Raw genomic sequence first — 18,408 nt, 5'->3', positions numbered from 1 at the left:
CGCTGCTTCGCAGCGCCTCGGCGTTCGCGCGCCTTTCATCGTGCCACTGGCACGATGAATTCGCATCGCGAAAGGGAGAAGGCGGAGGCTAAAGACGGTCGGGCTTGCGGATGAAGGCGGCGCCGAGGATCGGGCCGGGCATACCGTCCTTGCCGACCGACTGCAGCAGCACCGCACAGCCGCCCTTCTTGGCGATCTCGGTCATCGGCAATTCGTAACGCTGGGCCTTGCCATGCCACATGCCGGCGGTCTGGATGTCGGAGACGGCGTTCCAGTAGGTCAGGCTGCGGCCGCTGTTCTCGCCCTGGCCGATCTGCACCATCTGCGGCGGGTCGAAATAGACGATCACCACATGGGCGTCGCTCGGGCCGTTGCCGGCGTCGCCGGCGTCGATCATGACGCGGTCGCTGGTGCGGCTCACCTTGATGCCGACGCGCATGCCCTCGCCGGTCCTGTCCATGCGGGCCAGCGCGCCGTCGACCTCCTTGCGGCTGGCGCCGTTGACGTGGCTGCGGCCGTTGATGACGGCTTGCGGCGTGTAGACCGAGCGGCTGCCGAAGGAGCGCATATAATCATACTGGCGCTCGGTGTTTTCCTTGGTGCTCAGCGTGTCCTGCCAGCCGAGATAGTCCCAGTAATTGACGTGGTAGGCCAGCGCGATGACGTCGTCCTTGCCGGCGAGCTCGGCGAAGAACTCGTCTGCCGGCGGACAGGAGCTGCAGCCCTGGCTGGTGAACAATTCGACCACGCCCAAGGGCTTTCCGTCAGCCTGCGGCTTGCCCGTCGCGGCTTTCTCCGGCTCGGCCGCAAGGGCCACGCCGCCCAACGCCGTCAGGGCCAGCGCTACCGCCGCAAGCCGCAATCGTCCTCGAAATGCCATGACTTTTCCGATTCCCGCCGGTGACGCCGGCCTTGTTCTGATTGCTAAAATATGTGGCAGAAGCGACAGTCAACGGGAAGTCACGTTGCGGTGAAATTTTGCTGTTGCAACCTCAGGTAAGGGCGCAATAGGAGAGGCCCGTTGCATTGCACGGCACGGTTCGATTCGGGAGCAGCATCCTCACCATGTGGCAAACTCTCCTGACCCCCGTCGATATCTATTGCGAACGCACCGGGCCTGGACTTTGGGCAGAGCCGGCTAATGCTTTGACCAACCTGGCTTTCATTACCGCGGGACTATGGGGTGTCTGGCAGGTGCGACGCTATAAGGCCGGCATCTTCGCCGAAGTCCTGGCCTGGTGGGTGGTGGCGATCGGCATCGGCTCCACCGTATTCCACACCTTCGCCACCAAAGGCACGATCTGGGCCGACATCCTGCCGATCGCCGGCTTCACGCTGGCCTACACGCTGTTCAACCTGCGCCGCTTCCTCGGCATGGAATGGAGCATGGCGATCCTGGTCTTCGTCGCCTTCTATGTCGTCGCCGGATTGATCACCTTTGCCGTGCCGGACTGGCTGCGCCAGGCCTCGAACGGCACCACCGGTTACTTGCCGCCTTTCCTGGCGCTTGCCTTTTTCGGCGCCTGGGTGGCGGCCAGCGGTAACCGGGCCGGGTGGTACAATCTGACCGGGTCGGCGATCTTCGTCGTCTCGGTCTTCTGCCGCATGATCGATCCGCTGGTCTGCGCCAGCTTCCCGCTCGGCACGCATTTCCTCTGGCACGTCTTCAACGGGCTTATGCTCGCCGTGCTGCTGGCGGCGACGGCGCGGTTCGGAAAGCCGAAAGTCAGGCAGTAGGCAGTAGGCAGTAGGCAGTAGGCAGTAGGCAGTAGGCAGTAGGCAGTAGGCAGTAGGCAGTAGGCAGTAGGCAGTAGGCAGTAGGCAGTAGGCAGTAGGCAGTAGGTGTCCCTTTCCCTACTGCCTATTGCCTAAGTCCTACTGCCTGGCTGCTGCTAAGCAGCCAGATCGCGCAGCACGTATTGCAGGATGCCACCGTTCTTGAAGTAGTCGAGCTCATCCAGCGTATCGATGCGGCAGATGATCGGCACGTTCTTCACCGTGCCGTCGCCATAGGTGACCTTGGCGACCATCTTCTGGCGCGGCTTGATGGCGTCCAGCCCGTCGATCTCGACCAGCTCGTCGCCCTTCAGGTTCAGCGAGGCCCATGAGGTGCCGTCCTCGAAGACGAAGGGGATGACGCCCATGCCGACCAGGTTCGAGCGATGGATGCGCTCGAAGGACTGTGCGATGACGGCGCGGACACCAAGCAGATTGGTGCCCTTGGCCGCCCAGTCACGCGACGAGCCGTTGCCGTATTCGACGCCGGCGAAGATCACCAGCGGCACGCCTTCCTGCTTGTATTCCATGGCGGCGTCGTAGATCGACATCTCCTCCTTCGAGGGATAGTGGATGGTGTAACCGCCCTCGCGGCCGTTCTCGCCCAGCATGTGGTTGCGGATGCGGATGTTGGCGAAAGTGCCGCGCATCATCACCTCATGATTGCCGCGCCGCGTGCCGTACTGGTTGAAGTCGGCGACGCCGACGCCATGCTCGGTCAGGTACTTGCCGGCCGGCGAGGCGGCCTTGATCGAACCCGCCGGCGAGATGTGGTCGGTGGTGATCTTGTCGCCGAACAGGCCAAGCACGCGCGCGCCCTTGATGTCGCCGACCTTGCCGAAAGCGCGGCCCATGCCGGCGAAATAGGGCGGGTTCTGCACATAAGTCGAGTGATCGTCCCAGGCATAGGTCTGGCCTTCCGGCGCCTTGACCCTCTGCCAGTAGGCGTCGCCCTTGAAGACGTCGGCATATTTGCGCGCGAACAGTTCGCGGGTGACGTTCTTCTCGATAAACTCCTGGATCTCGGCCGAGCTCGGCCAGATGTCCTTGAGATAGACCGGCTTGCCGTCGCTGCCCTCACCGAGCGGCTCGGTGGTGAGGTCCCTGGTCACCGTGCCGGCCAGCGCATGCGCCACCACCAGCGGCGGCGAGGCGAGATAGTTCGCCTGCACGTCGGGCGAGACGCGGCCTTCGAAGTTGCGGTTGCCGGACAAGACCGCGGCAGCGATCAAACCTTTATCGTTGATGGTCTTGGAGATCGGCGCCGGCAGCGGGCCGGAATTGCCGATGCAGGTGGTGCAGCCGAAACCGACCAGGTTGAAGCCGATCTGGTCGAGCTCCTTCTGCAGGCCGGATTTTTCCAGATATTCGGCGACCACCTGGCTGCCGGGGGCAAGCGAGGTTTTCACCCAAGGCTTCTGCTTCAGGCCGACGCGATTGGCGTTGCGGGCCAAGAGCCCGGCGCCGATCAGCACGCTCGGGTTCGAGGTGTTGGTGCAGGAGGTGATGGCGGCGATGACGACGTCGCCATGGCCGAGATCGTGGTCGGTGCCTTCGACGGCGTAGCGCTTGGAGATCTCGGCGGCCTTCTTGTATTCGGTCTCCATCGCCTTGGCGAAGCCGGCCGGGATGCCTTCCAGCGCGACGCGGCCTTCGGGACGCTTCGGACCGGCCATCGACGGCACGACGTCGCCGAGCTCGAGCTCGAGCAGGTCGGTGAAGACAGGGTCGGCCGAGCCGGCGTCGCGCCACATGCCTTGCGCCTTGGAATAGGCCTCGACCAGCGCGATGCGGTTTTCCTCGCGGCCGGACATGGTGAGATAGCGGATGGTCTCCGAGTCGACCGGGAAGAAGCCGCAGGTCGCGCCATATTCAGGCGCCATGTTGCCGATGGTGGCGCGGTCGGCCAGCGTCATGTTGGAAAGGCCGGGGCCGAAGAACTCGACGAACTTGCCGACGACGCCCTTCTTGCGCAGCATCTGGGTGACGGTGAGCACCAGATCGGTGGCGGTGACGCCTTCCTTGAGCTTGCCGGTGAGGCGGAAGCCGATGACTTCGGGCAAAAGCATGGAGACGGGCTGACCGAGCATCGCCGCCTCGGCCTCGATGCCGCCGACGCCCCAGCCGAGCACGCCGAGGCCGTTGATCATGGTGGTGTGCGAATCGGTGCCGACGCAGGTGTCGGGATAAGCGATGGTTTCGCCGTCTTCCGAATTGGTCCACACCACCTGTCCAAGATATTCGAGGTTGACCTGGTGGCAGATGCCGGTGCCCGGCGGCACGACGCGGAAATTGCGGAAGGCCTGCTGGCCCCACTTCAGGAACTTGTAGCGCTCCTCGTTGCGCTCATATTCGAGTTCGACGTTGCGGGCGAAGGCCATCGGCGTGCCGAACTCGTCGACGATGACGGAATGGTCGATGACGAGGTCGACCGGCACCAGAGGGTTGATCTTTTCCGGATCGCCGCCGAGCGCCTTGATGCCGTCGCGCATGGCGGCGAGGTCGACCACGGCCGGAACGCCGGTAAAGTCCTGCATCAGCACGCGGGCCGGGCGATAGGCGATCTCGACGCCGGCGGTGCCCTTGTCGGTCAGCCAGCCAGCCACGGCCTGGATGCTGTCCTTGGTGACCGAGCGGCCGTCTTCGTTACGCAGCAGATTCTCCAGCAGCACTTTCATCGAATAGGGCAGCTGGGCAATTCCGGTGAGGCCGTTCTTCTCGGCCTCGACGAGGTCGAAATAGACATAGTCCGCGCCACCCGCGGTCAGGGTGCGGCGGCATTTGAAACTGTCGAGGGATTTTGACACGTGCGATCCGTCCTTGTCTGTTCAGCCTGAAAGGGAACGGACGCCGATGGCATGCAATCACGCGCAAAGGTGCGGGTACGGCCATTTCCGCTGTCCGCTCCCAAGCAACCCGAGCCGTTCAAGGCGGCGCGTGCGCTGGTTCGGCGCTAATTCTGTTCCCGCGCCGACCGCTGGCACGGATGAACCGCATATAGAGAATTTCCTGGAATAGTTCTAGACAGTCGAAAGGCTAATTTGTGCGATGCGGCCGCGACCGCGAAACGGTGCTTTGGGGACGGGCAAGGATGCGGCTGATCGCCGAAAATCTGGGCGGCGAGCGCGGCGGCGAGCGGGTCCTTTCCGACATCGGATTCGTCCTCGAAAGGAGCGAGGCGCTCATCGTCACCGGACCGAACGGCGCCGGCAAATCGACACTGCTGAGGATCGTCGCCGGGCTGCTGCCGGCGGCCGGGGGCAAGGTGCAGGTCGAAGGCGGTGGCGAGGCTTTCCCGACGGTCGCCTCGGCATCGCATTATCTTGGCCACCTCAACGCGATGAAGACGGCGCTAAGCGTCGAAGAGAATCTCGGCTTCTGGCGCGCTTTTCAGGGCGAGCCGGGACTGAGTGTCGAGGAAGCGCTGGACACGGTGGCGCTCGGCGGGCTCGGGCATCTGCCATTCGGCTATCTGTCGACCGGGCAGAGGCGGCGGGCGTCGATCGCCAAGCTGCTGGTCAGCCGGCGGCCGGTATGGCTGCTCGATGAGCCGACGGCGGGGCTCGACAAGGCCTCGGAGGAGCGGTTCGCGGGGTTGATGCGGGGGCACCTTAGCGAGGGAGGAATTGTGGTGGCGGCGACGCATCTACCGCTCGGGCTGGAGGGGGCGCGCGAGTTGCAAATGAAGGTAGGTCATTGATGTCGGTGCTCTACGGCGCCCCCCTCTGGCCTGCCGGCCATCTCCCCCACGAGGGGGGAGATCAGACGTCGCCGGCGATTTCGCCAATCACCAACGTTGGAAGAGTGAGCGGGGCGCAGAAGCGGCCAATCTCCCCCCTTGCGGGGGAGATGTCCTGCAGGACAGAGGGGGGCGCGAAGGAACGCCCACTTCAACAAAGGGCCAATTCATAATGTGGTCCCTCTTCCTGCGCGATATCCGCCTTTCCATCCGCGCCGGCGGCGGGGCGCTGATCGGCGTCATCTTCTTCCTCGCCGTCATCGTCACCATCCCCTTCGGCGTCGGTCCCGACCTCAACCTCTTGTCCCGCATCGGTCCGGCGATCCTGTGGATCGCGGCCCTGCTCGCCTGCCTGCTTGGCCTCGACCGGCTGTTCCAGGCCGACCGCGAGGACGGCTCTCTCGACCTTCTGGTGCTCAACGGCGACCGCCACATGCTGGCGCTGACGGTGCTGACGAAATGCCTGGCGCATTGGACGGGCAGTGTGCTGCCGCTGGTGGTCGCGGCGCCCCTGCTCGGCCTGTTCATGAACATGGAGCCGCTGGGCATCGGCGCCACGGCGCTCACGCTGCTCGTCGGCACGCCGGCCATCACCTTCATAGGTGCCGCCGGCGCCGCGGTCGCGGTGGCGCTGCCGCGCGGCGGGTTGCTGATCTCGGTGCTGGTGCTGCCGCTCACCATTCCGGTGCTGATCTTCGGCGTTTCGGCAAGCTATGGCGCTGTCGCCGATCCGGCGCCGTTCCTGCAGCCCTTTCTCATTCTCGCCGCGCTGACGCTGTTTCTTGCCGTGCTCGGCCCGTTGGCGGCGGCGCTGGCGCTGCGGCACGGGACGGATTGATGTGGCCGCTCAGGATCGAGAACCCGATCTTTCTCCAGACCATCTACGGTCACTACCCGGATTTGTCTTCCGTCGAGATCACCTCGGCCACGATGGACCGAGATGGTCCGAGCATGCATCTGTCCTTTATCTCGACGGTGCTGCCTTATCGGCCACCGGCCAAATGGCGCGAGTTCAACGCAGTGTCCTTTGCTCTGGAGTTCATGGCGGTCGAGACGATCAGCCTTCGCAAATTCCGGAGCCACGGCTTGAGGGCTATCAGGATGTGGGACGAGGACGGCAAGATACTGCTTACCTGCGAGGGAGCGGCCCGGCTGTCGCTGACGTGCCAGTGGATGCGCATCATCGGCATAACCGGCATCCTGCAGTCAGGCTCGCTGTGACCGCAAATCTGCCGCACACGTCGTTCATTGCGGCCAATGACCGGCAAGACTATGAAATCCGTCGAAAGTCGTGGATCGAGAAATGAGCGCGCACGCCTTGTTCGTCACCGCCGCCTACGCCATTACGGCGATCGTGCTCGCCGGGCTGATCGGCTGGATCCTGCTCGACCAGCGGGCGCGCAAGCGCGAGCTCGCGGCGCTGGAAGCTGCCGGTGTGCGTAGGCGCTCCGACAAGGCTGCCAAGTCATGAGCATCGAAACCGAAGCCCCGGCGTCGCGCCGCCGCCTGTTCGTGCTTTTGCCGCTCCTGGTGTTCCTGGGGCTGGCGGGGCTGTTCCTGTCGCAGCTTCTGTCAGGCCGCGATGTCTCGGAGCTCCCCTCGGCGCTGATCGGCCTGCCGGCGCCGCAGACCAACCTGCCGCCGCTCGAGGGGACGAACCTGCCGGGGCTGGATTCGAAATCCTTCGCCGGCAAGGTGACGCTGGTCAACGTGTTTGCGTCCTGGTGCGCGCCGTGCCGGGAAGAGCATCCGGTGCTGCTCGGCCTGTCGCAGGACAAGCGCTTCACGCTTGCCGCGCTGAACTACAAGGACGAGCCGGAAAACGCTCGCCGCTTCCTCGGCGAGGTCGGCAATCCGTATCAGGCGATCGGCGTCGACCCGGCCGGGCGCACGGCGATCGACTGGGGCGTCTACGGCGTGCCGGAGACCTTCGTCATCGGCAAGGACGGCAAGATTGCTTACAAGCATGTCGGGCCGCTGACGCCCGACTCCGTCAGGACGTTGCTGTTGCCGCAGGTCGAGAAAGCGCTGGCAGCGCCGGGTTAGGCGCCCCCCTCATCCGGTCGCTTCGCGGCCACCTTCTCCCCAAGAAGAGGTTGGTGCCTGCGCATACCCTTGGGGAGAGGTCGGATTGGTGAGGGGGAATTCCCCTCGACCGGAAAATACTCAGCCGTAGATCTGCTTGTGAATCTGATAAAGCATCTCGGAACGGTCGGCGCGCAGATCGGCGAGATCGCGGCTCGACAGGTTCTCGATTTCGGCGACGAGGCGGTTGTAGTTGCGGCGCTTGGCCATGCTGGCGCGGGCGCGGGAGACAAGATTGTCGAACATGACAGGGTTCCTTTCATGCCGCACTGATGCGGCCGGTTGTTCCTCCCTGACGATTGTGAGCATGACATAGGAATGATGCGCTGCAAAAGAAAGATGTTGCAATGCACCATTGCAACCAGCGCATAGCCGGTTAATTCCTGGCTAACGGGCCATGCCTCCGGTGAGGCATGCACGGGCACTCCCGCTTCACGCAGTTCTCATCCGTATTGTCGTACAATTTGCTGGTTTGCCGTCTTGCCAGAACGGTTGCGGGCTGGCTTGATCCGGCCGTCACCTGATGCCGGGAGGAAATGCATGGCGGCCGCAGACTATTACGAAGTTCTCGATCCGCGCTTCGCGCGCCTGTTCAACGGCAGCGCGCAGGTGGAAAAGCTGTTCACCGGCTGCCGCTGGGCGGAGGGGCCAGCCTGGTTCGCCGCCGGCCGCTATGTCGTCTGGTCCGACATCCCCAACAACCGCATGCTGCGCTATGACGAGACCGACGGCAGCGTCAGCGTGTTCCGCCAGCCATCCGGCAATTCCAACGGCAACACGGTCGACCGGCAGGGCCGGCTGGTGACCTGCGAGCATTCCGGCCGCCGCGTCAGCCGCACCGAGCATGACGGCTCGGTCACCACCATAGCCGACAAATGGAAAGGCAAGCGGCTGAACTCGCCCAACGATGTGGTGGTGCGCTCCGACGGCTCGATCTGGTTCACCGATCCGAGCTACGGCATCGATACCGACTACGAGGGCGACAAGGCCGAAAGCGAGATCGGCAACTGCAACGTCTATCGCGTCGATCCCGATACCGGCGATATCGAGGCTGTCATCACCGACATGGTGCGGCCCAACGGGCTCGCCTTCTCGCTCGACGAAAGCCTGCTCTATGTCGTGGACACTGGCCGCACGCATGGCGAGAAGAACCCGGCGCATATGCGGGTGTTCACTGTCGGCAAGCACGGCAAGAAGGTTTCCGGCGGCAAGGTGTTCGCCGACTGCACCGCCGGCCTGTTCGACGGGTTCCGGCTCGATTCCGACGGGCGTATCTGGACCAGTGCCGCAGATGGCATCCATTGCTACGATCCGGACGGAACGCTGATCGGTAAGGTCAAGGTGCCGGAGGTGACCGCCAACTGCGTGTTCGGCGGCAACAAGCTCAACTGCCTCTACATCGCCGGCACCACCTCGCTCTACATGGTGCGGCTGATGGTGAACGGGGCCAAGACTTTTTGACGCTTCTGCGCGCCCTTCTTTGGCCCTTGCTGGCCTTTCTGCGCATCCCCGCAGCGCCGGCAGCGCTGCGGTTTTCGCAACCGGCGCCATCCGATTCGCCGGAGCGAATTGCCAAGCCGCCGCCTGACGCCAACCGGCAGAACTCAAGGGGAGGACATCATGCCATTCGTCAACATCCGCATCGTCAAGGAAGTGATCGCCGCCGATCCGGCCGGCAAGAAGGCTGACATCGCCAAAAAGGTGACCGCGGCCATCATGGAGGCCACCGGGCTCGGCAATGACGATGTCTGGGTGGTGTTCGAGGAGGTCAATGCCCGCGACTGGTATGTCGGCAAGACCGATGTCGAGACGCTGCGGAAGGGGTAGCTTCACCGCAGTCTGGAAAGTTGCGAGGGGTCAGCGGGACAGCGCCCCCCCTCTGTCCTGCCGGACATCTCCCCCACAAGGGGGGAGATCAGATGTCGCCCTGCTTTTCGCCAATCACCAACGTCGCAGAAAGAGTGCAGGCGGCGAAACCGCCAATCTCCCCCCTTGTGGGGGAGATGCCCGGCAGGGCAGAGGGGGGCGCGAAGGAACGCGAGCGAAGCGGGTTAGCGTTCATCACCGATAAAACCCGCGAAACTCCGCACCGCCTCACGCATCGCCTCGCGGTTCGCACCCTCCGCCAGGATCGCCTTAATCTCAGCCGGCTTCTTGCCCAGCAGCGCGATTTCCAGCGCAGCCTCTTCATACAGCGCAAACGACATGGTCCGCATGATCTCGCTCAGCGCAGCGCGCGCATAGAGCGAGCGTGGCGAGGCGTGGACCAGCATCGCCGGCTTGCCGACCGCGGCGTCGCGCGACACCAGCCAATCCAACGCATTCTTCAGACCGCCGGGCACGCCATGCGCGTATTCCGGGCAGGAAACGATGACGCCGTCGGCGCGGGTGACGGCTTCGATCAGCCATGCGGCTTCGGGCGGCGTGCGCTCGCCTTCGTCGTCTGGATTGAAGATCGGCAAGCGGCCGAGACCGTCATAAACCTCGATACGGCAGTTCTCGGGCGCGTTGACGGCCAACGCCGCCACCAGGGCGGAGTTGGTCGAGGCGGCGCGCAGGCTGCCGGATATGGCGATGATCTCGATCAAGGGAGGGAGCCGGACGAAAGAGTGAGTCGTCCGGGAAGCCTACCACATGGTCTGCCGGTAATCGTCGTCAAGCTCGCGGTCGATCTCCCCGGCGCTTTCGCTAAGTGCCAGCTGGTCGCGGATGATCTGGCCGAGCGTCGGCAGAGTGGCGCGGTCGTACCAGGTCTCCGGCTTCCACAGGTCGGAGCGCATGAAAGCCTTGGCGCAGTGCATGTAGACGGCCTTGACCGTCACCACGATGACGCTCTGCGGTTCCTTGCCGTCGACGGCCAGACGTTCGCGCAGGGCGGGGTCGACGGTGATGCGGGCATCGCCGTTGACGCGCAACGTCTCGTTCATGCCGGGGATGAGGAAGAGCAGCCCGACCGACGGGTTGCGGATGATGTTTTCCAGCGTGTCGAGACGGTTGTTGCCGGGGCGGTCGGGGATGGCGATGGTGGAGTTGTCGAGGATGGCGGTGAAGCCGGGCTTGTCACCCTTGGGCGTCACGTCGGCATTGCCGGCGCCGTCGGAGGAGCCGATCAGCACGAAAGGGCTCTTGCCGATGAAGGAACGGCAATGTCCGTCGAGGCTTTTCAGTTCCTTGCGAATCGAGCCGTCGGTCGGCCGGGGCGTCTTGTAGATCGTCCTCAGCTCGTCATGCGTGGTGAGGAATTCCATACCGCCCCCTGACTGCCCTCAATTCCCCGCCTTCTCTTCCTTGGGCTTTTCCTCGAGCGAGTGACGCATGATGAGCGGCATCTGGCTGAAGGTGAACAGCAAGGTGATCGGGATCGTGCCCCAGACCTTGAAATATAGCCAGGTCGCTTCCGAGAAGTTGCGCCACACGACCTCGTTGAGCACGGCCAGGAACAGGAAGAACAGCCCCCAGCGGAAGGTCAGCTTGCGCCAGCCTTCGGCATCGAGCTGGAAAGCGGAATCGAAGACGTAACCGAGCAGCGACCGGCCGAACAGCAGCCCGCCAAGCAGCGTGACGCCGAACAGCGAATTGATGATCGTCGGCTTCATGAAGGCGAAGGTCTTGTCCTGCAGGTAAAGCGCGAGCGCGCCGAAGACGAAGACGACGATCGCCGACACCAGCGGCATCAGCGGCAGGCTGCGCGTCAGCAGCCAGGAGGCGCTGAGCGAAAGCGCGGTCGCGACCATGAAGAAGGCGGTGGCGATCAGGATCGGCTCGCCGAGATGGCTGAGCACCGGGAATTTTTCGGCCAGCCACTCGCCGCGGATCGTGGTGAAGAAGAACACCAGGCCGGGACCAAGCTCGAGCAGGAACTTCAAGCCGGGATTGACCGGCTTGCGGCGTGGATCGGACGGGTCGCGTTCGATGATGTTCATAAAAACCCTTCTTGCGCATGATCTGGCCAAAATGCAGGCCATTTCAAAAAAGCGCGCCAATCAAGCCACGCCGGCGATCGCTCTGGCGAATTCGCTGGCGGAAAACGGTTCGAGGTCGTCGACCTGCTCGCCGACGCCGATGAAATAGACCGGCAGCCGGTGCTTGGCGGCGATCGCGACCAGAATACCGCCGCGCGCCGTTCCGTCCAGCTTGGTCATCACCAGGCCGTTGACGCCGGCGACGTTGCGGAAGATCTCGACCTGGTTGAGCGCATTCTGGCCGGTGGTGGCGTCGACGGTCTGCAGCACGGTGTGCGGCGCTTCCGGATCGAGCTTGCCCAGCACGCGCACGATCTTCTCCAGTTCGGCCATCAGCTCGGTCTTGTTCTGCAGCCGGCCGGCGGTGTCGATGATCAGGACGTCTGAGCCGGCCTCCTTGGCCTTCTCGAAGGCGTCGTAGGCGAGGCCGGCGGCATCGGCGCCGAGCTTGGTGGCGATGACCGGCGATTTCGTGCGCTCGCCCCAGATTTTCAGTTGCTCGATCGCGGCGGCACGGAACGTGTCGCCGGCGGCCAGCATCACCTTGAGGCCGCCATCGGTGAGTTTTGCCGCCAGTTTGCCGATGGTCGTGGTCTTGCCGGTGCCGTTGACACCGACGACCAGGATGACATGTGGCTTGTGGTTGAGGTCGAGCTCGAGCGGTTTGGCGACCGGGCTCAGCACCTTCTCAACCTCCGCCGCCATCACGGCGCGGACCTCGGAGTCCGAGACATCCTTGCCATAGCGGCTGGAGGCGAGCGAATCGGTGACGCGCAGCGCCGTCTCGACGCCGAGATCGGCGCGGATCAGCACGTCCTCCAGGTCCTGCAGCGTGTCGTCGTCCAATTTGCGCTTGGTGAAGACGCCGGCAATGTTGCCGGTCAGCTCGCGCGAGGAGCGGGCGAGCCCGTCGCGCATGCGCTGGAACCAGGAGCGCCGCGCCACCGGCTCCGGCGCTTTGACCAGCTCGGCCTTCTGCTCGACCTTTTTCGCGACCGTCACCTTGCCGGCGGAGGGAGCGGGCTGTGGAATGGGCGCTGGCGCCGGACCTTCTTCCTTCTCCCCGTCACTATACGGGGAGAAGGTGCCGGCAGGCGGATGAGGGGCAGCGCCTACTTCTGGGGACGGCTGCGCGGAAGGCTGCGCCAGTGGCGGAACCTCGATCGGCGCGGGCGTCTCGGCGGGAACCTCGCTCGGTGGGGTGGGCACTTCTACAGGCGCGGGCTGCGGCTGCGGCTCCGGACGCGAAGGCTCGATCTCCGGCTCGGCCGGCGCGGGTGCAGGCACTTCCTGTGGCGCGGGTTCGGGACCCGGTGTCGGCGTGGGCGCGGGTTCAGGCTGGGCTGGCGGCACTTCTTCGGGGGCCGGCGGCTCAGGCTTCTCTGGCTCAGGCTGCGGCTCTTCTTCCGGCTCGGGCTCCGGCAGCGGAATTGGCTCGGCGGGAATCGTCGGTTCCGGCGGCTGTGGGATAGCCGGTGATGGCTCGGGCGCAGGCTCTTCAGGGGCAGGCACCTGCTCGGGCGCAAGCTCGACCGTTGGGGTCGGCGCGGCCGCAGGCTCCTGCTCGCGCGCCAAAGCCTCCGGCGCGGGCTGATCGGCCTCGGGCTTCAGCGCGTCCAGCGCATCCCATTTGATCGGCGGCAGCGGGGCCGTCTCGTCGACGCGCTCCTCGACGACCTCTTTCTTGCCGAACGAAAATATCTTCTTGAAAAAACCAGCCATGCGTCTCGCAGTTTCTCAGGCGGCTTGCGCGGCCAGCGGGGCCGCAATCAGTCGGGCGCCGTCATGGCCGGTGATCATGGCGTCGACGATCTCTCCGGGCGCGCCCGTGCCGATCGCGGCCAGCGTAAAACCTTCGGTGCGGCCGAGCCCGTCGCGCTCGATCAGGATCGACTGCCGCGTGCCGGGGAGCGAGGCGAGGTGACGGCCATACGCGGCTTCGCCGGCGGCACGCAGTCTCGCGGCGCGCGCCTTTACCAGTTCGCGGCGAACCTGCGGCATGCGCGCGGCGGGCGTGCCTTCGCGCGGCGAGAACGGGAAGACGTGCAGATGCGTCAGGCCGCATTCCTCGACGATTTTCTCCGAATTCTCGAACATCGCCTCGGTCTCGGTCGGGAAGCCGGCGATGATGTCGGCGCCGAAGACGATTGCAGGGCGCAGCTTGCGCACGTCCTCGCAGAAGCGGATCGACTGGTCGCGCAGATGGCGACGCTTCATACGCTTCAGGATCATATCGTCGCCCGATTGCAGCGACAGGTGCAGATGCGGCATCAGCCTCGGCTCGGTAGCGATCGCGTCGAGCAGGTCGTCGTCGGCCTCGATGGAATCGATCGAGGACAGCCGCAGCCGCTTCACGTCGGGCACCTGGCGCAGAATAGTCTTCACCAGCTTTCCAAGCTTCGGGCTTCCGGGAAGGTCGGCGCCGAAGCTCGTCATGTCGACGCCGGTCAGCACGATCTCGGCATAGCCGTTGCCGGCAAGGCGCTTCACTTGCTCGACCACGGCGCCCATCGGCACCGAGCGCGAATTGCCCCGACCATAGGGGATGATACAGAAGGTGCAGCGATGGTCGCAACCATTCTGCACCTGCACGAAGGCGCGCGCCCGGCCTTCGATGGCGTCGACCATGTGGCCTGCCGTCTCGCGCACCGAAAAGATGTCGTTGACGCGGGCCTTCTCGGTGTCGTTGACACCGAAATCGGGCAGCGCGCGATAGGAATTGGCCTTGAGCTTCTCCTCATTGCCGAGCACGAGATCGACCTCGTCCATGGCGGCGAAATTCTGCGGCTCGGTCTGCGCCGCGCAGCCGGTGACGATGATGCGCACCTCAGGGTTCTCGCGGCGCGCCTTGCGGATCGCCTGCTTCGCCTGGCGCACCGCCTCTGCGGTGACGGCGCAGGTGTTGAAGATGACTGCCCCGCCCGCGAGCGCGCCCAGCCCGGCGCTCTCGGCCTCGCGGCGCATCACTTCCGATTCATAGGTGTTGAGGCGGCAGCCGAAGGTGACGACGTCGATACCATTGGATATCGCGCCTTTTTCAGGGGCGGACATCAGGCGGCGCTTTCGGTGTCGCGAGCCCAGGCGCCGGTCGAGGGATCGAAGCTGCCGGAAAATTCCCATTCGGCAGCACCGGTCAGGATGACGTGGTCGTCGTCGCGCCATTCGACATGCAATTCGCCGCCGCCCGGCGTCATTAGCGAGACGCTGCGGCCGGTGCGCCTGGTGCGGGCGGCCGCGACCACGGCGGCGCAGGCGGCCGAGCCGCAGGCCTTGGTGAGGCCGGCGCCGCGCTCCCAGGTGCGGATGATCATGGTTTCGGGTGACGTCACCTGCGCCAGCGTGATGTTGGCGCGCTCGGGGAAGATCGGGTGGTTTTCGAGCAGCGGGCCGAAGCGGTCCAGCTCGTAGGACCAGACGTCGTTGTCGACCCAGAAGATGGCATGCGGATTGCCCATCGACACCGCCGAGGGCGAATGCAGCACCGGCGCGTCGATCGGGCCGATCTGCAGCTCGATCATGCGCGTATCGCGGAACTCTTCCGCCAGCGGGATGTCCTGCCAGCCGAAGCGCGGCTTGCCCATGTCGACAGAGATCGTACCGTCGGCATGCTCCTGCGCACTCAGGATGCCTGCGCGGGTCTCGAAGGTGAAGCTCTTCTGCCCGGTCTCAGCGGCCAGAGCCTGCACGACGCAGCGCGTGCCGTTGCCGCAGGCCTGCGCGCCGGATCCGTCGGAATTCAGGATGTCGATATAATAGGCGGTGCCGGGTGTCCGTGCGTCATGAATGGCCATAATCTGGTCGAACTTGGTCGCCGCGTCGCCGTTGAGCGCGATCGCCGCGTCCGCCGTTACCTTGTCGGCACGGCCACGCATATCGGCAACGATGATCTCGTTGCCGATGCCGTTCATCTTGGCGAAGGGGGCGGTGCCTGCCATCTAACCCGTCGTTCCAATCCGTTTGGGCGCTATATGGCGGAAACGGGCGGGAATTACCAGTCCAACACGGCTCCAGTGACGGCAAAGGTGCCGGGCGACGAGCAAGAGGTCGCGCCGTGACGACCAAGAGGCCGCGACAACCGAGAGGTCGCGCTCATGTAACCGCGAAAACCCCAAGCACGATCAGCAGGAAGACGATCAGCACGATGCCGATGAGAACGCGCGCGCCCGTGGCGGCGGCTCCGGCCAATGCCGGCATGCCGAGCAGGCTCGCGGCCGCGGCGACAATCAAAAGGATGATGATCCACTTGATCATGGGAAACTCCGAGCGAAATTGCGTTGTGGAACCAACGCGTTTCGTCGGCTCGGGTTCCTCCGTCAGATAGCCGGTATGTCCCAGACCTCGCCCGGGCGCATAGCGCGGAACCGCTCCGGCGGCAGGTCTTCGGAGGCCAGCGCCGAGGCGAGCTTTTGCGCCGGCTCTTCGATCGGCTCGTCGGTGAGGTGGAAGGTGCCCCAGTGGCAACCGGCGGCGAAGGCGGCTTTGCAAAGCTTCATGCCCTGCACGGCTTCCTCCGGGTTCTGGTGCTGCGGCGCCATGAACCAGCGCGGCTCGTAAGCGCCGATCGGCAGGATGGCGAGGCGAAAGCCGCCATGCTTTTGCGCCATCAGCCGATAATTGATGCCGTCATGGAAGCCGGTGTCGCCGGCGAAATAGATTTTGCCGGCGGCCGTCTCGACGACGAAGCCCGCCCACAGCGCCATGCGGCGGTCGCGTCCGCCGCGCGCCGACCAGTGATGCACCGGCTCGACATGGATGGAGGCCGCGTCGAAATCGATCCTGTCTCCCCAATCATGCGCGCCAAGCCGCAAACCGGGCACCGCGCGACTGATGATGGCGTCGTTGCCGAGCGGCGTGATCACCAGCGGGTCGTGGCTCTTTCGCAACCGCTTCAGCGTGGCGAGATCGAGATGGTCGTAGTGATTGTGGCTGACCAGGATCAGGTCGATCGGCGGCAGGTCGGCAAAGGCAATCCCCGGCGCATTGACCCTCCTGGGACCCGCGAAGGCGAATGGCGAGGCGCGCTCGGACCAGACCGGATCGGTGAGGATATTCAGGCCCGCCGTCTGGATGAGCAGCGAGGCATGGCCGACCATGGTGAGCCTGAGCGCGCCGCCGTCCACCCGGCTGTCCGGTCTTGCCGGCGGGTGGGGGCTTGGGAAGGCGGCCGGCCATTTCACCCGCCCGCCGCTGAATTGCCATCTGAGCAAATCGGCAAAACGCCCCGGCGGCCTACCGCCGGGATTGAAGAACAAGCTGCCGTCGAAATGATCGCTGGACGGGCCGCCGTAATAGCGGTTGGCGGTTTTTCTGCTTGCGGCCATTCTTTCTCCCGCCGGCTCGGTCCCTCCTGAGATAAGGCCGCGCCGGACTGGCGCAAGCATTTTGCTGCCGAATGCCAATGGCCGAAGCTCGCTTCGATTAGGATCGTGGGAGGGGGGCATTTCACCATGGCCATGAAGCGAACCAGGACACCGTGGATGAAGGCCGAGGATTTCGGCCGCTCGCTGCCGCTTGGGGTCGGCGTCAATCTTCTGGTCACCGACATGGCGGCGATGGAGGCTTTCTGCCGCGACGTGCTCGGCGCCCGGATCATCCATGCCGACGAGGATTTCGCGGCAATCGAACTGCTCGGCTCGATTTTCATGCTGCATGCCGACCATTCCTATCTCGACAACCCGATGACCGGCGTCACCGCGGGCGCCGAAACGCGCGGAGCCGGCATCGAACTGCGCCTTTACGGCGCCGATCGGATGCGATCGAGAAAAAGGCGGCGGCGCTCGGCCGCGTCGTGCTGCCCGGCTCGATCGACAAGCCGCACGGCTTGCGCGAATGCTATGTCGTCGGCCCGGATGGCTATGTATTCGTGCCGAGCGTCCGGATATAATAATTCTATTTCAATAACTTAGTCCCTCGCCGCCGAGAGATCTCGGGCGCAGTTCCCTTGGCTGCGATAAATTTACAACAGCAACTCCGAAAACCCTATTTTAACCATATCAGGTTGAAATTCTGCCACCTTCGCCATCTTGGTGGAGTGGAGATTACGCGGATGGGCTCCGCCCGGCCGGATCCGACGGAGGTTTGAATGAATTTTTCAATGACCCGCCCCTTTTCGAGGCCCAGCCTCTTTTCAAAGACTGGCCTTTTGGCCGTATCACTGGCCGCGCTGGTTGCGAGCGGCTGCTCGACCTCGCGCTTTTCGTCGATGGACGACCAGCAGCCGGCGCCGTTGACGCCGGCGCCTGCCGGTACGGTGACGCAGAATCAACTGCCGCCGCCGGCTGCGCCCGGCACCACCGATCCGTCGCAATTCCCGACCGCGCCGAAGAACAGCCAGGTCGCTTCGCTGCCGCCTGACGGCACGGCGCCTGCCGGCGCCACCGATCTCACCGCGACCAGCGTCGCCGGCGTGTGGAACGTCAATGTCTCCGGGCAGAGCTGCAAGGTGGCGACGCCGCAGACCAAGTTCGGCGCCGGCTATCGCGCCGGTCCGCTGCACTGCCCGGCCCCGATCGACGGCATCAAGTCGTGGAACGTCGCCGGCAAGCAGCTGACGCTTTACGACGAAAATGGCGGCACGCTGGCCAGGCTCTATTCCTCGGGCGGCGAAAAGTTCGACGGCCAGACTTCCAGCGGGCAGCCCATCTCGCTTACAAGGTAACGCGAGGGTGTGCTGATATTCAGGCGAGGCCGGCCTGCAAATGCCGGCTTCCTGCGCTTCCGGTGCTCACGTACTTGAAGTACGCTCCGCTCCGGTTCTCGGAAACCACCATTTTCGACTCGGCCTGACCTGAATCTCAACACACCCTGGCCCTTCCTCGAGCGTTCCGCTCAAAAAGCAAATGACCG

General features: G+C 64.5%; 21 protein-coding genes. 10 read left to right on the top strand and 11 right to left on the bottom strand.

The features are described from left to right. Positions 1-88 precede the first annotated feature (88 nt). The gene (locus DPM33_RS29875) at positions 89-880 is read right to left on the bottom strand and encodes a DUF1223 domain-containing protein (RefSeq protein ID WP_112100973.1); all 792 of its coding nucleotides are present in this window, start codon (positions 878-880) and stop codon (positions 89-91) included. 185 nt (positions 881-1,065) lie between these two features. On the opposite strand from DPM33_RS29875, the gene DPM33_RS29870 reads away from it, so the two are divergent. Beyond that, positions 1,066-1,737 carry a ceramidase domain-containing protein gene (locus DPM33_RS29870; RefSeq protein ID WP_112100972.1) on the top strand — a complete coding sequence of 224 codons (672 nt, stop codon included), beginning with the start codon at positions 1,066-1,068 and terminating at the stop codon, positions 1,735-1,737. Between the two features lie 155 nt (positions 1,738-1,892). Here DPM33_RS29870 and acnA read toward each other — a convergent pair whose 3' ends face one another. Continuing rightward, positions 1,893-4,583, bottom strand: coding sequence for an aconitate hydratase AcnA (gene acnA, locus DPM33_RS29865; RefSeq protein WP_112100971.1), 2,691 nt, complete (start codon positions 4,581-4,583; stop codon positions 1,893-1,895). A gap of 284 nt (positions 4,584-4,867) precedes the next feature. Between acnA and ccmA the strand changes: the two genes are divergently transcribed. The 5 genes from ccmA (at position 4,868) to DPM33_RS29835 (ending at position 7,561) form a co-directional block, all read left to right on the top strand. Continuing rightward, positions 4,868-5,476 (top strand): heme ABC exporter ATP-binding protein CcmA, encoded by a 609-nt coding sequence (gene ccmA / locus DPM33_RS29860; RefSeq protein ID WP_112100970.1) that lies wholly within the window; start codon positions 4,868-4,870, stop codon positions 5,474-5,476. 211 nt (positions 5,477-5,687) lie between these two features. Further along, positions 5,688-6,353, top strand: a complete 666-nt coding sequence (gene ccmB / locus DPM33_RS29850; RefSeq protein ID WP_112100969.1) for a heme exporter protein CcmB — start codon at positions 5,688-5,690, stop codon at positions 6,351-6,353. Continuing rightward, on the top strand, positions 6,353-6,736 hold the full coding sequence (locus DPM33_RS29845; protein ID WP_112100968.1) for an Imm50 family immunity protein: 384 nt from the start codon (positions 6,353-6,355) through the stop codon (positions 6,734-6,736). Before ccmB ends, DPM33_RS29845 begins: the two co-directional genes overlap by 1 nt. Positions 6,737-6,818: 82 nt before the next feature. Continuing rightward, entirely contained in the window at positions 6,819-6,986 is a 168-nt protein-coding gene (ccmD, locus tag DPM33_RS29840) for a heme exporter protein CcmD (RefSeq protein WP_112100967.1), read from the top strand. Continuing rightward, positions 6,983-7,561: a DsbE family thiol:disulfide interchange protein gene (locus DPM33_RS29835; protein WP_112100966.1), complete on the top strand. Its 579-nt coding sequence runs from the start codon at positions 6,983-6,985 to the stop codon at positions 7,559-7,561. Before ccmD ends, DPM33_RS29835 begins: the two co-directional genes overlap by 4 nt. Positions 7,562-7,681: 120 nt before the next feature. Here DPM33_RS29835 and DPM33_RS29830 read toward each other — a convergent pair whose 3' ends face one another. Continuing rightward, positions 7,682-7,846 (bottom strand): hypothetical protein, encoded by a 165-nt coding sequence (locus tag DPM33_RS29830; protein WP_245442469.1) that lies wholly within the window; start codon positions 7,844-7,846, stop codon positions 7,682-7,684. Positions 7,847-8,140: 294 nt separating this feature from the next. Between DPM33_RS29830 and DPM33_RS29825 the strand changes: the two genes are divergently transcribed. Together DPM33_RS29825 and DPM33_RS29820 are read left to right on the top strand one after the other, a co-directional pair. Then, positions 8,141-9,061, top strand: a complete 921-nt coding sequence (locus DPM33_RS29825) for an SMP-30/gluconolactonase/LRE family protein (RefSeq protein WP_112100965.1) — start codon at positions 8,141-8,143, stop codon at positions 9,059-9,061. Positions 9,062-9,220: 159 nt separating this feature from the next. After that, positions 9,221-9,427, top strand: a complete 207-nt coding sequence (locus DPM33_RS29820) for a tautomerase family protein (protein ID WP_010912352.1) — start codon at positions 9,221-9,223, stop codon at positions 9,425-9,427. A gap of 224 nt (positions 9,428-9,651) precedes the next feature. Here the strand turns inward: DPM33_RS29820 and DPM33_RS29810 are convergent, their stop codons facing one another. The 8 genes from DPM33_RS29810 to DPM33_RS29775 form a co-directional block, all read right to left on the bottom strand. Beyond that, on the bottom strand, positions 9,652-10,188 hold the full coding sequence (locus tag DPM33_RS29810; RefSeq protein ID WP_112100964.1) for an NADPH-dependent FMN reductase: 537 nt from the start codon (positions 10,186-10,188) through the stop codon (positions 9,652-9,654). A 39-nt stretch (positions 10,189-10,227) separates the two neighbouring features. Beyond that, complete coding sequence (locus tag DPM33_RS29805) at positions 10,228-10,848, bottom strand: pyridoxamine 5'-phosphate oxidase family protein (protein ID WP_112100963.1); 621 nt, start codon at positions 10,846-10,848, stop codon at positions 10,228-10,230. A gap of 18 nt (positions 10,849-10,866) precedes the next feature. Beyond that, positions 10,867-11,523 carry a septation protein A gene (locus DPM33_RS29800; protein ID WP_112100962.1) on the bottom strand — a complete coding sequence of 219 codons (657 nt, stop codon included), beginning with the start codon at positions 11,521-11,523 and terminating at the stop codon, positions 10,867-10,869. 60 nt (positions 11,524-11,583) lie between these two features. After that, a complete protein-coding gene (ftsY, locus tag DPM33_RS29795; protein WP_112100961.1) occupies positions 11,584-13,284 on the bottom strand; it encodes a signal recognition particle-docking protein FtsY in 1,701 nt (566 codons plus the stop codon). 15 nt (positions 13,285-13,299) lie between these two features. Further along, positions 13,300-14,613 (bottom strand): tRNA (N(6)-L-threonylcarbamoyladenosine(37)-C(2))-methylthiotransferase MtaB, encoded by a 1,314-nt coding sequence (mtaB, locus tag DPM33_RS29790; protein WP_112100960.1) that lies wholly within the window; start codon positions 14,611-14,613, stop codon positions 13,300-13,302. Next, on the bottom strand, positions 14,613-15,497 hold the full coding sequence (gene dapF, locus DPM33_RS29785; RefSeq protein WP_112100959.1) for a diaminopimelate epimerase: 885 nt from the start codon (positions 15,495-15,497) through the stop codon (positions 14,613-14,615). Before dapF ends, mtaB begins: the two co-directional genes overlap by 1 nt. Positions 15,498-15,651: 154 nt before the next feature. After that, entirely contained in the window at positions 15,652-15,813 is a 162-nt protein-coding gene (locus DPM33_RS29780; protein ID WP_112100958.1) for a DUF1328 family protein, read from the bottom strand. Positions 15,814-15,875: 62 nt separating this feature from the next. Beyond that, entirely contained in the window at positions 15,876-16,883 is a 1,008-nt protein-coding gene (locus DPM33_RS29775) for an MBL fold metallo-hydrolase (RefSeq protein WP_112100957.1), read from the bottom strand. Positions 16,884-17,015: 132 nt separating this feature from the next. Between DPM33_RS29775 and DPM33_RS29770 the strand changes: the two genes are divergently transcribed. Further along, complete coding sequence (locus DPM33_RS29770; RefSeq protein WP_245442466.1) at positions 17,016-17,468, top strand: VOC family protein; 453 nt, start codon at positions 17,016-17,018, stop codon at positions 17,466-17,468. A gap of 188 nt (positions 17,469-17,656) precedes the next feature. Continuing rightward, positions 17,657-18,220 carry a protease inhibitor Inh/omp19 family protein gene (locus tag DPM33_RS29765; RefSeq protein ID WP_112101018.1) on the top strand — a complete coding sequence of 188 codons (564 nt, stop codon included), beginning with the start codon at positions 17,657-17,659 and terminating at the stop codon, positions 18,218-18,220. The last annotated feature ends 188 nt before the right edge of the window (positions 18,221-18,408 follow it).

Source organism: Mesorhizobium hawassense, assembly GCF_003289945.1.
Taxonomy (GTDB): domain Bacteria; phylum Pseudomonadota; class Alphaproteobacteria; order Rhizobiales; family Rhizobiaceae; genus Mesorhizobium; species Mesorhizobium hawassense.
Note: the sequence above shows the minus strand (reverse complement) of the source record. Positions and strands in the feature narration are given on the sequence as shown.

Coding starts and splice junctions, on each gene's coding strand:
- DPM33_RS29845 (WP_112100968.1), top strand. CDS start 6,353: ATGTGGCCGCTCAGGATCGAGAACCCGATCTTTCTCCAGACCATCTAC.
- DPM33_RS29830 (WP_245442469.1), bottom strand. CDS start 7,846: ATGTTCGACAATCTTGTCTCCCGCGCCCGCGCCAGCATGGCCAAGCGC.
- DPM33_RS29825 (WP_112100965.1), top strand. CDS start 8,141: ATGGCGGCCGCAGACTATTACGAAGTTCTCGATCCGCGCTTCGCGCGC.
- DPM33_RS29805 (WP_112100963.1), bottom strand. CDS start 10,848: ATGGAATTCCTCACCACGCATGACGAGCTGAGGACGATCTACAAGACG.
- DPM33_RS29765 (WP_112101018.1), top strand. CDS start 17,657: ATGACCCGCCCCTTTTCGAGGCCCAGCCTCTTTTCAAAGACTGGCCTT.
- ccmB (WP_112100969.1), top strand. CDS start 5,688: ATGTGGTCCCTCTTCCTGCGCGATATCCGCCTTTCCATCCGCGCCGGC.
- DPM33_RS29870 (WP_112100972.1), top strand. CDS start 1,066: ATGTGGCAAACTCTCCTGACCCCCGTCGATATCTATTGCGAACGCACC.
- ccmA (WP_112100970.1), top strand. CDS start 4,868: ATGCGGCTGATCGCCGAAAATCTGGGCGGCGAGCGCGGCGGCGAGCGG.
- DPM33_RS29820 (WP_010912352.1), top strand. CDS start 9,221: ATGCCATTCGTCAACATCCGCATCGTCAAGGAAGTGATCGCCGCCGAT.
- DPM33_RS29775 (WP_112100957.1), bottom strand. CDS start 16,883: ATGGCCGCAAGCAGAAAAACCGCCAACCGCTATTACGGCGGCCCGTCC.
- ftsY (WP_112100961.1), bottom strand. CDS start 13,284: ATGGCTGGTTTTTTCAAGAAGATATTTTCGTTCGGCAAGAAAGAGGTC.
- DPM33_RS29770 (WP_245442466.1), top strand. CDS start 17,016: ATGAAGCGAACCAGGACACCGTGGATGAAGGCCGAGGATTTCGGCCGC.
- dapF (WP_112100959.1), bottom strand. CDS start 15,497: ATGGCAGGCACCGCCCCCTTCGCCAAGATGAACGGCATCGGCAACGAG.
- mtaB (WP_112100960.1), bottom strand. CDS start 14,613: ATGTCCGCCCCTGAAAAAGGCGCGATATCCAATGGTATCGACGTCGTC.
- DPM33_RS29835 (WP_112100966.1), top strand. CDS start 6,983: ATGAGCATCGAAACCGAAGCCCCGGCGTCGCGCCGCCGCCTGTTCGTG.
- DPM33_RS29780 (WP_112100958.1), bottom strand. CDS start 15,813: ATGATCAAGTGGATCATCATCCTTTTGATTGTCGCCGCGGCCGCGAGC.
- DPM33_RS29875 (WP_112100973.1), bottom strand. CDS start 880: ATGGCATTTCGAGGACGATTGCGGCTTGCGGCGGTAGCGCTGGCCCTG.
- DPM33_RS29800 (WP_112100962.1), bottom strand. CDS start 11,523: ATGAACATCATCGAACGCGACCCGTCCGATCCACGCCGCAAGCCGGTC.
- ccmD (WP_112100967.1), top strand. CDS start 6,819: ATGAGCGCGCACGCCTTGTTCGTCACCGCCGCCTACGCCATTACGGCG.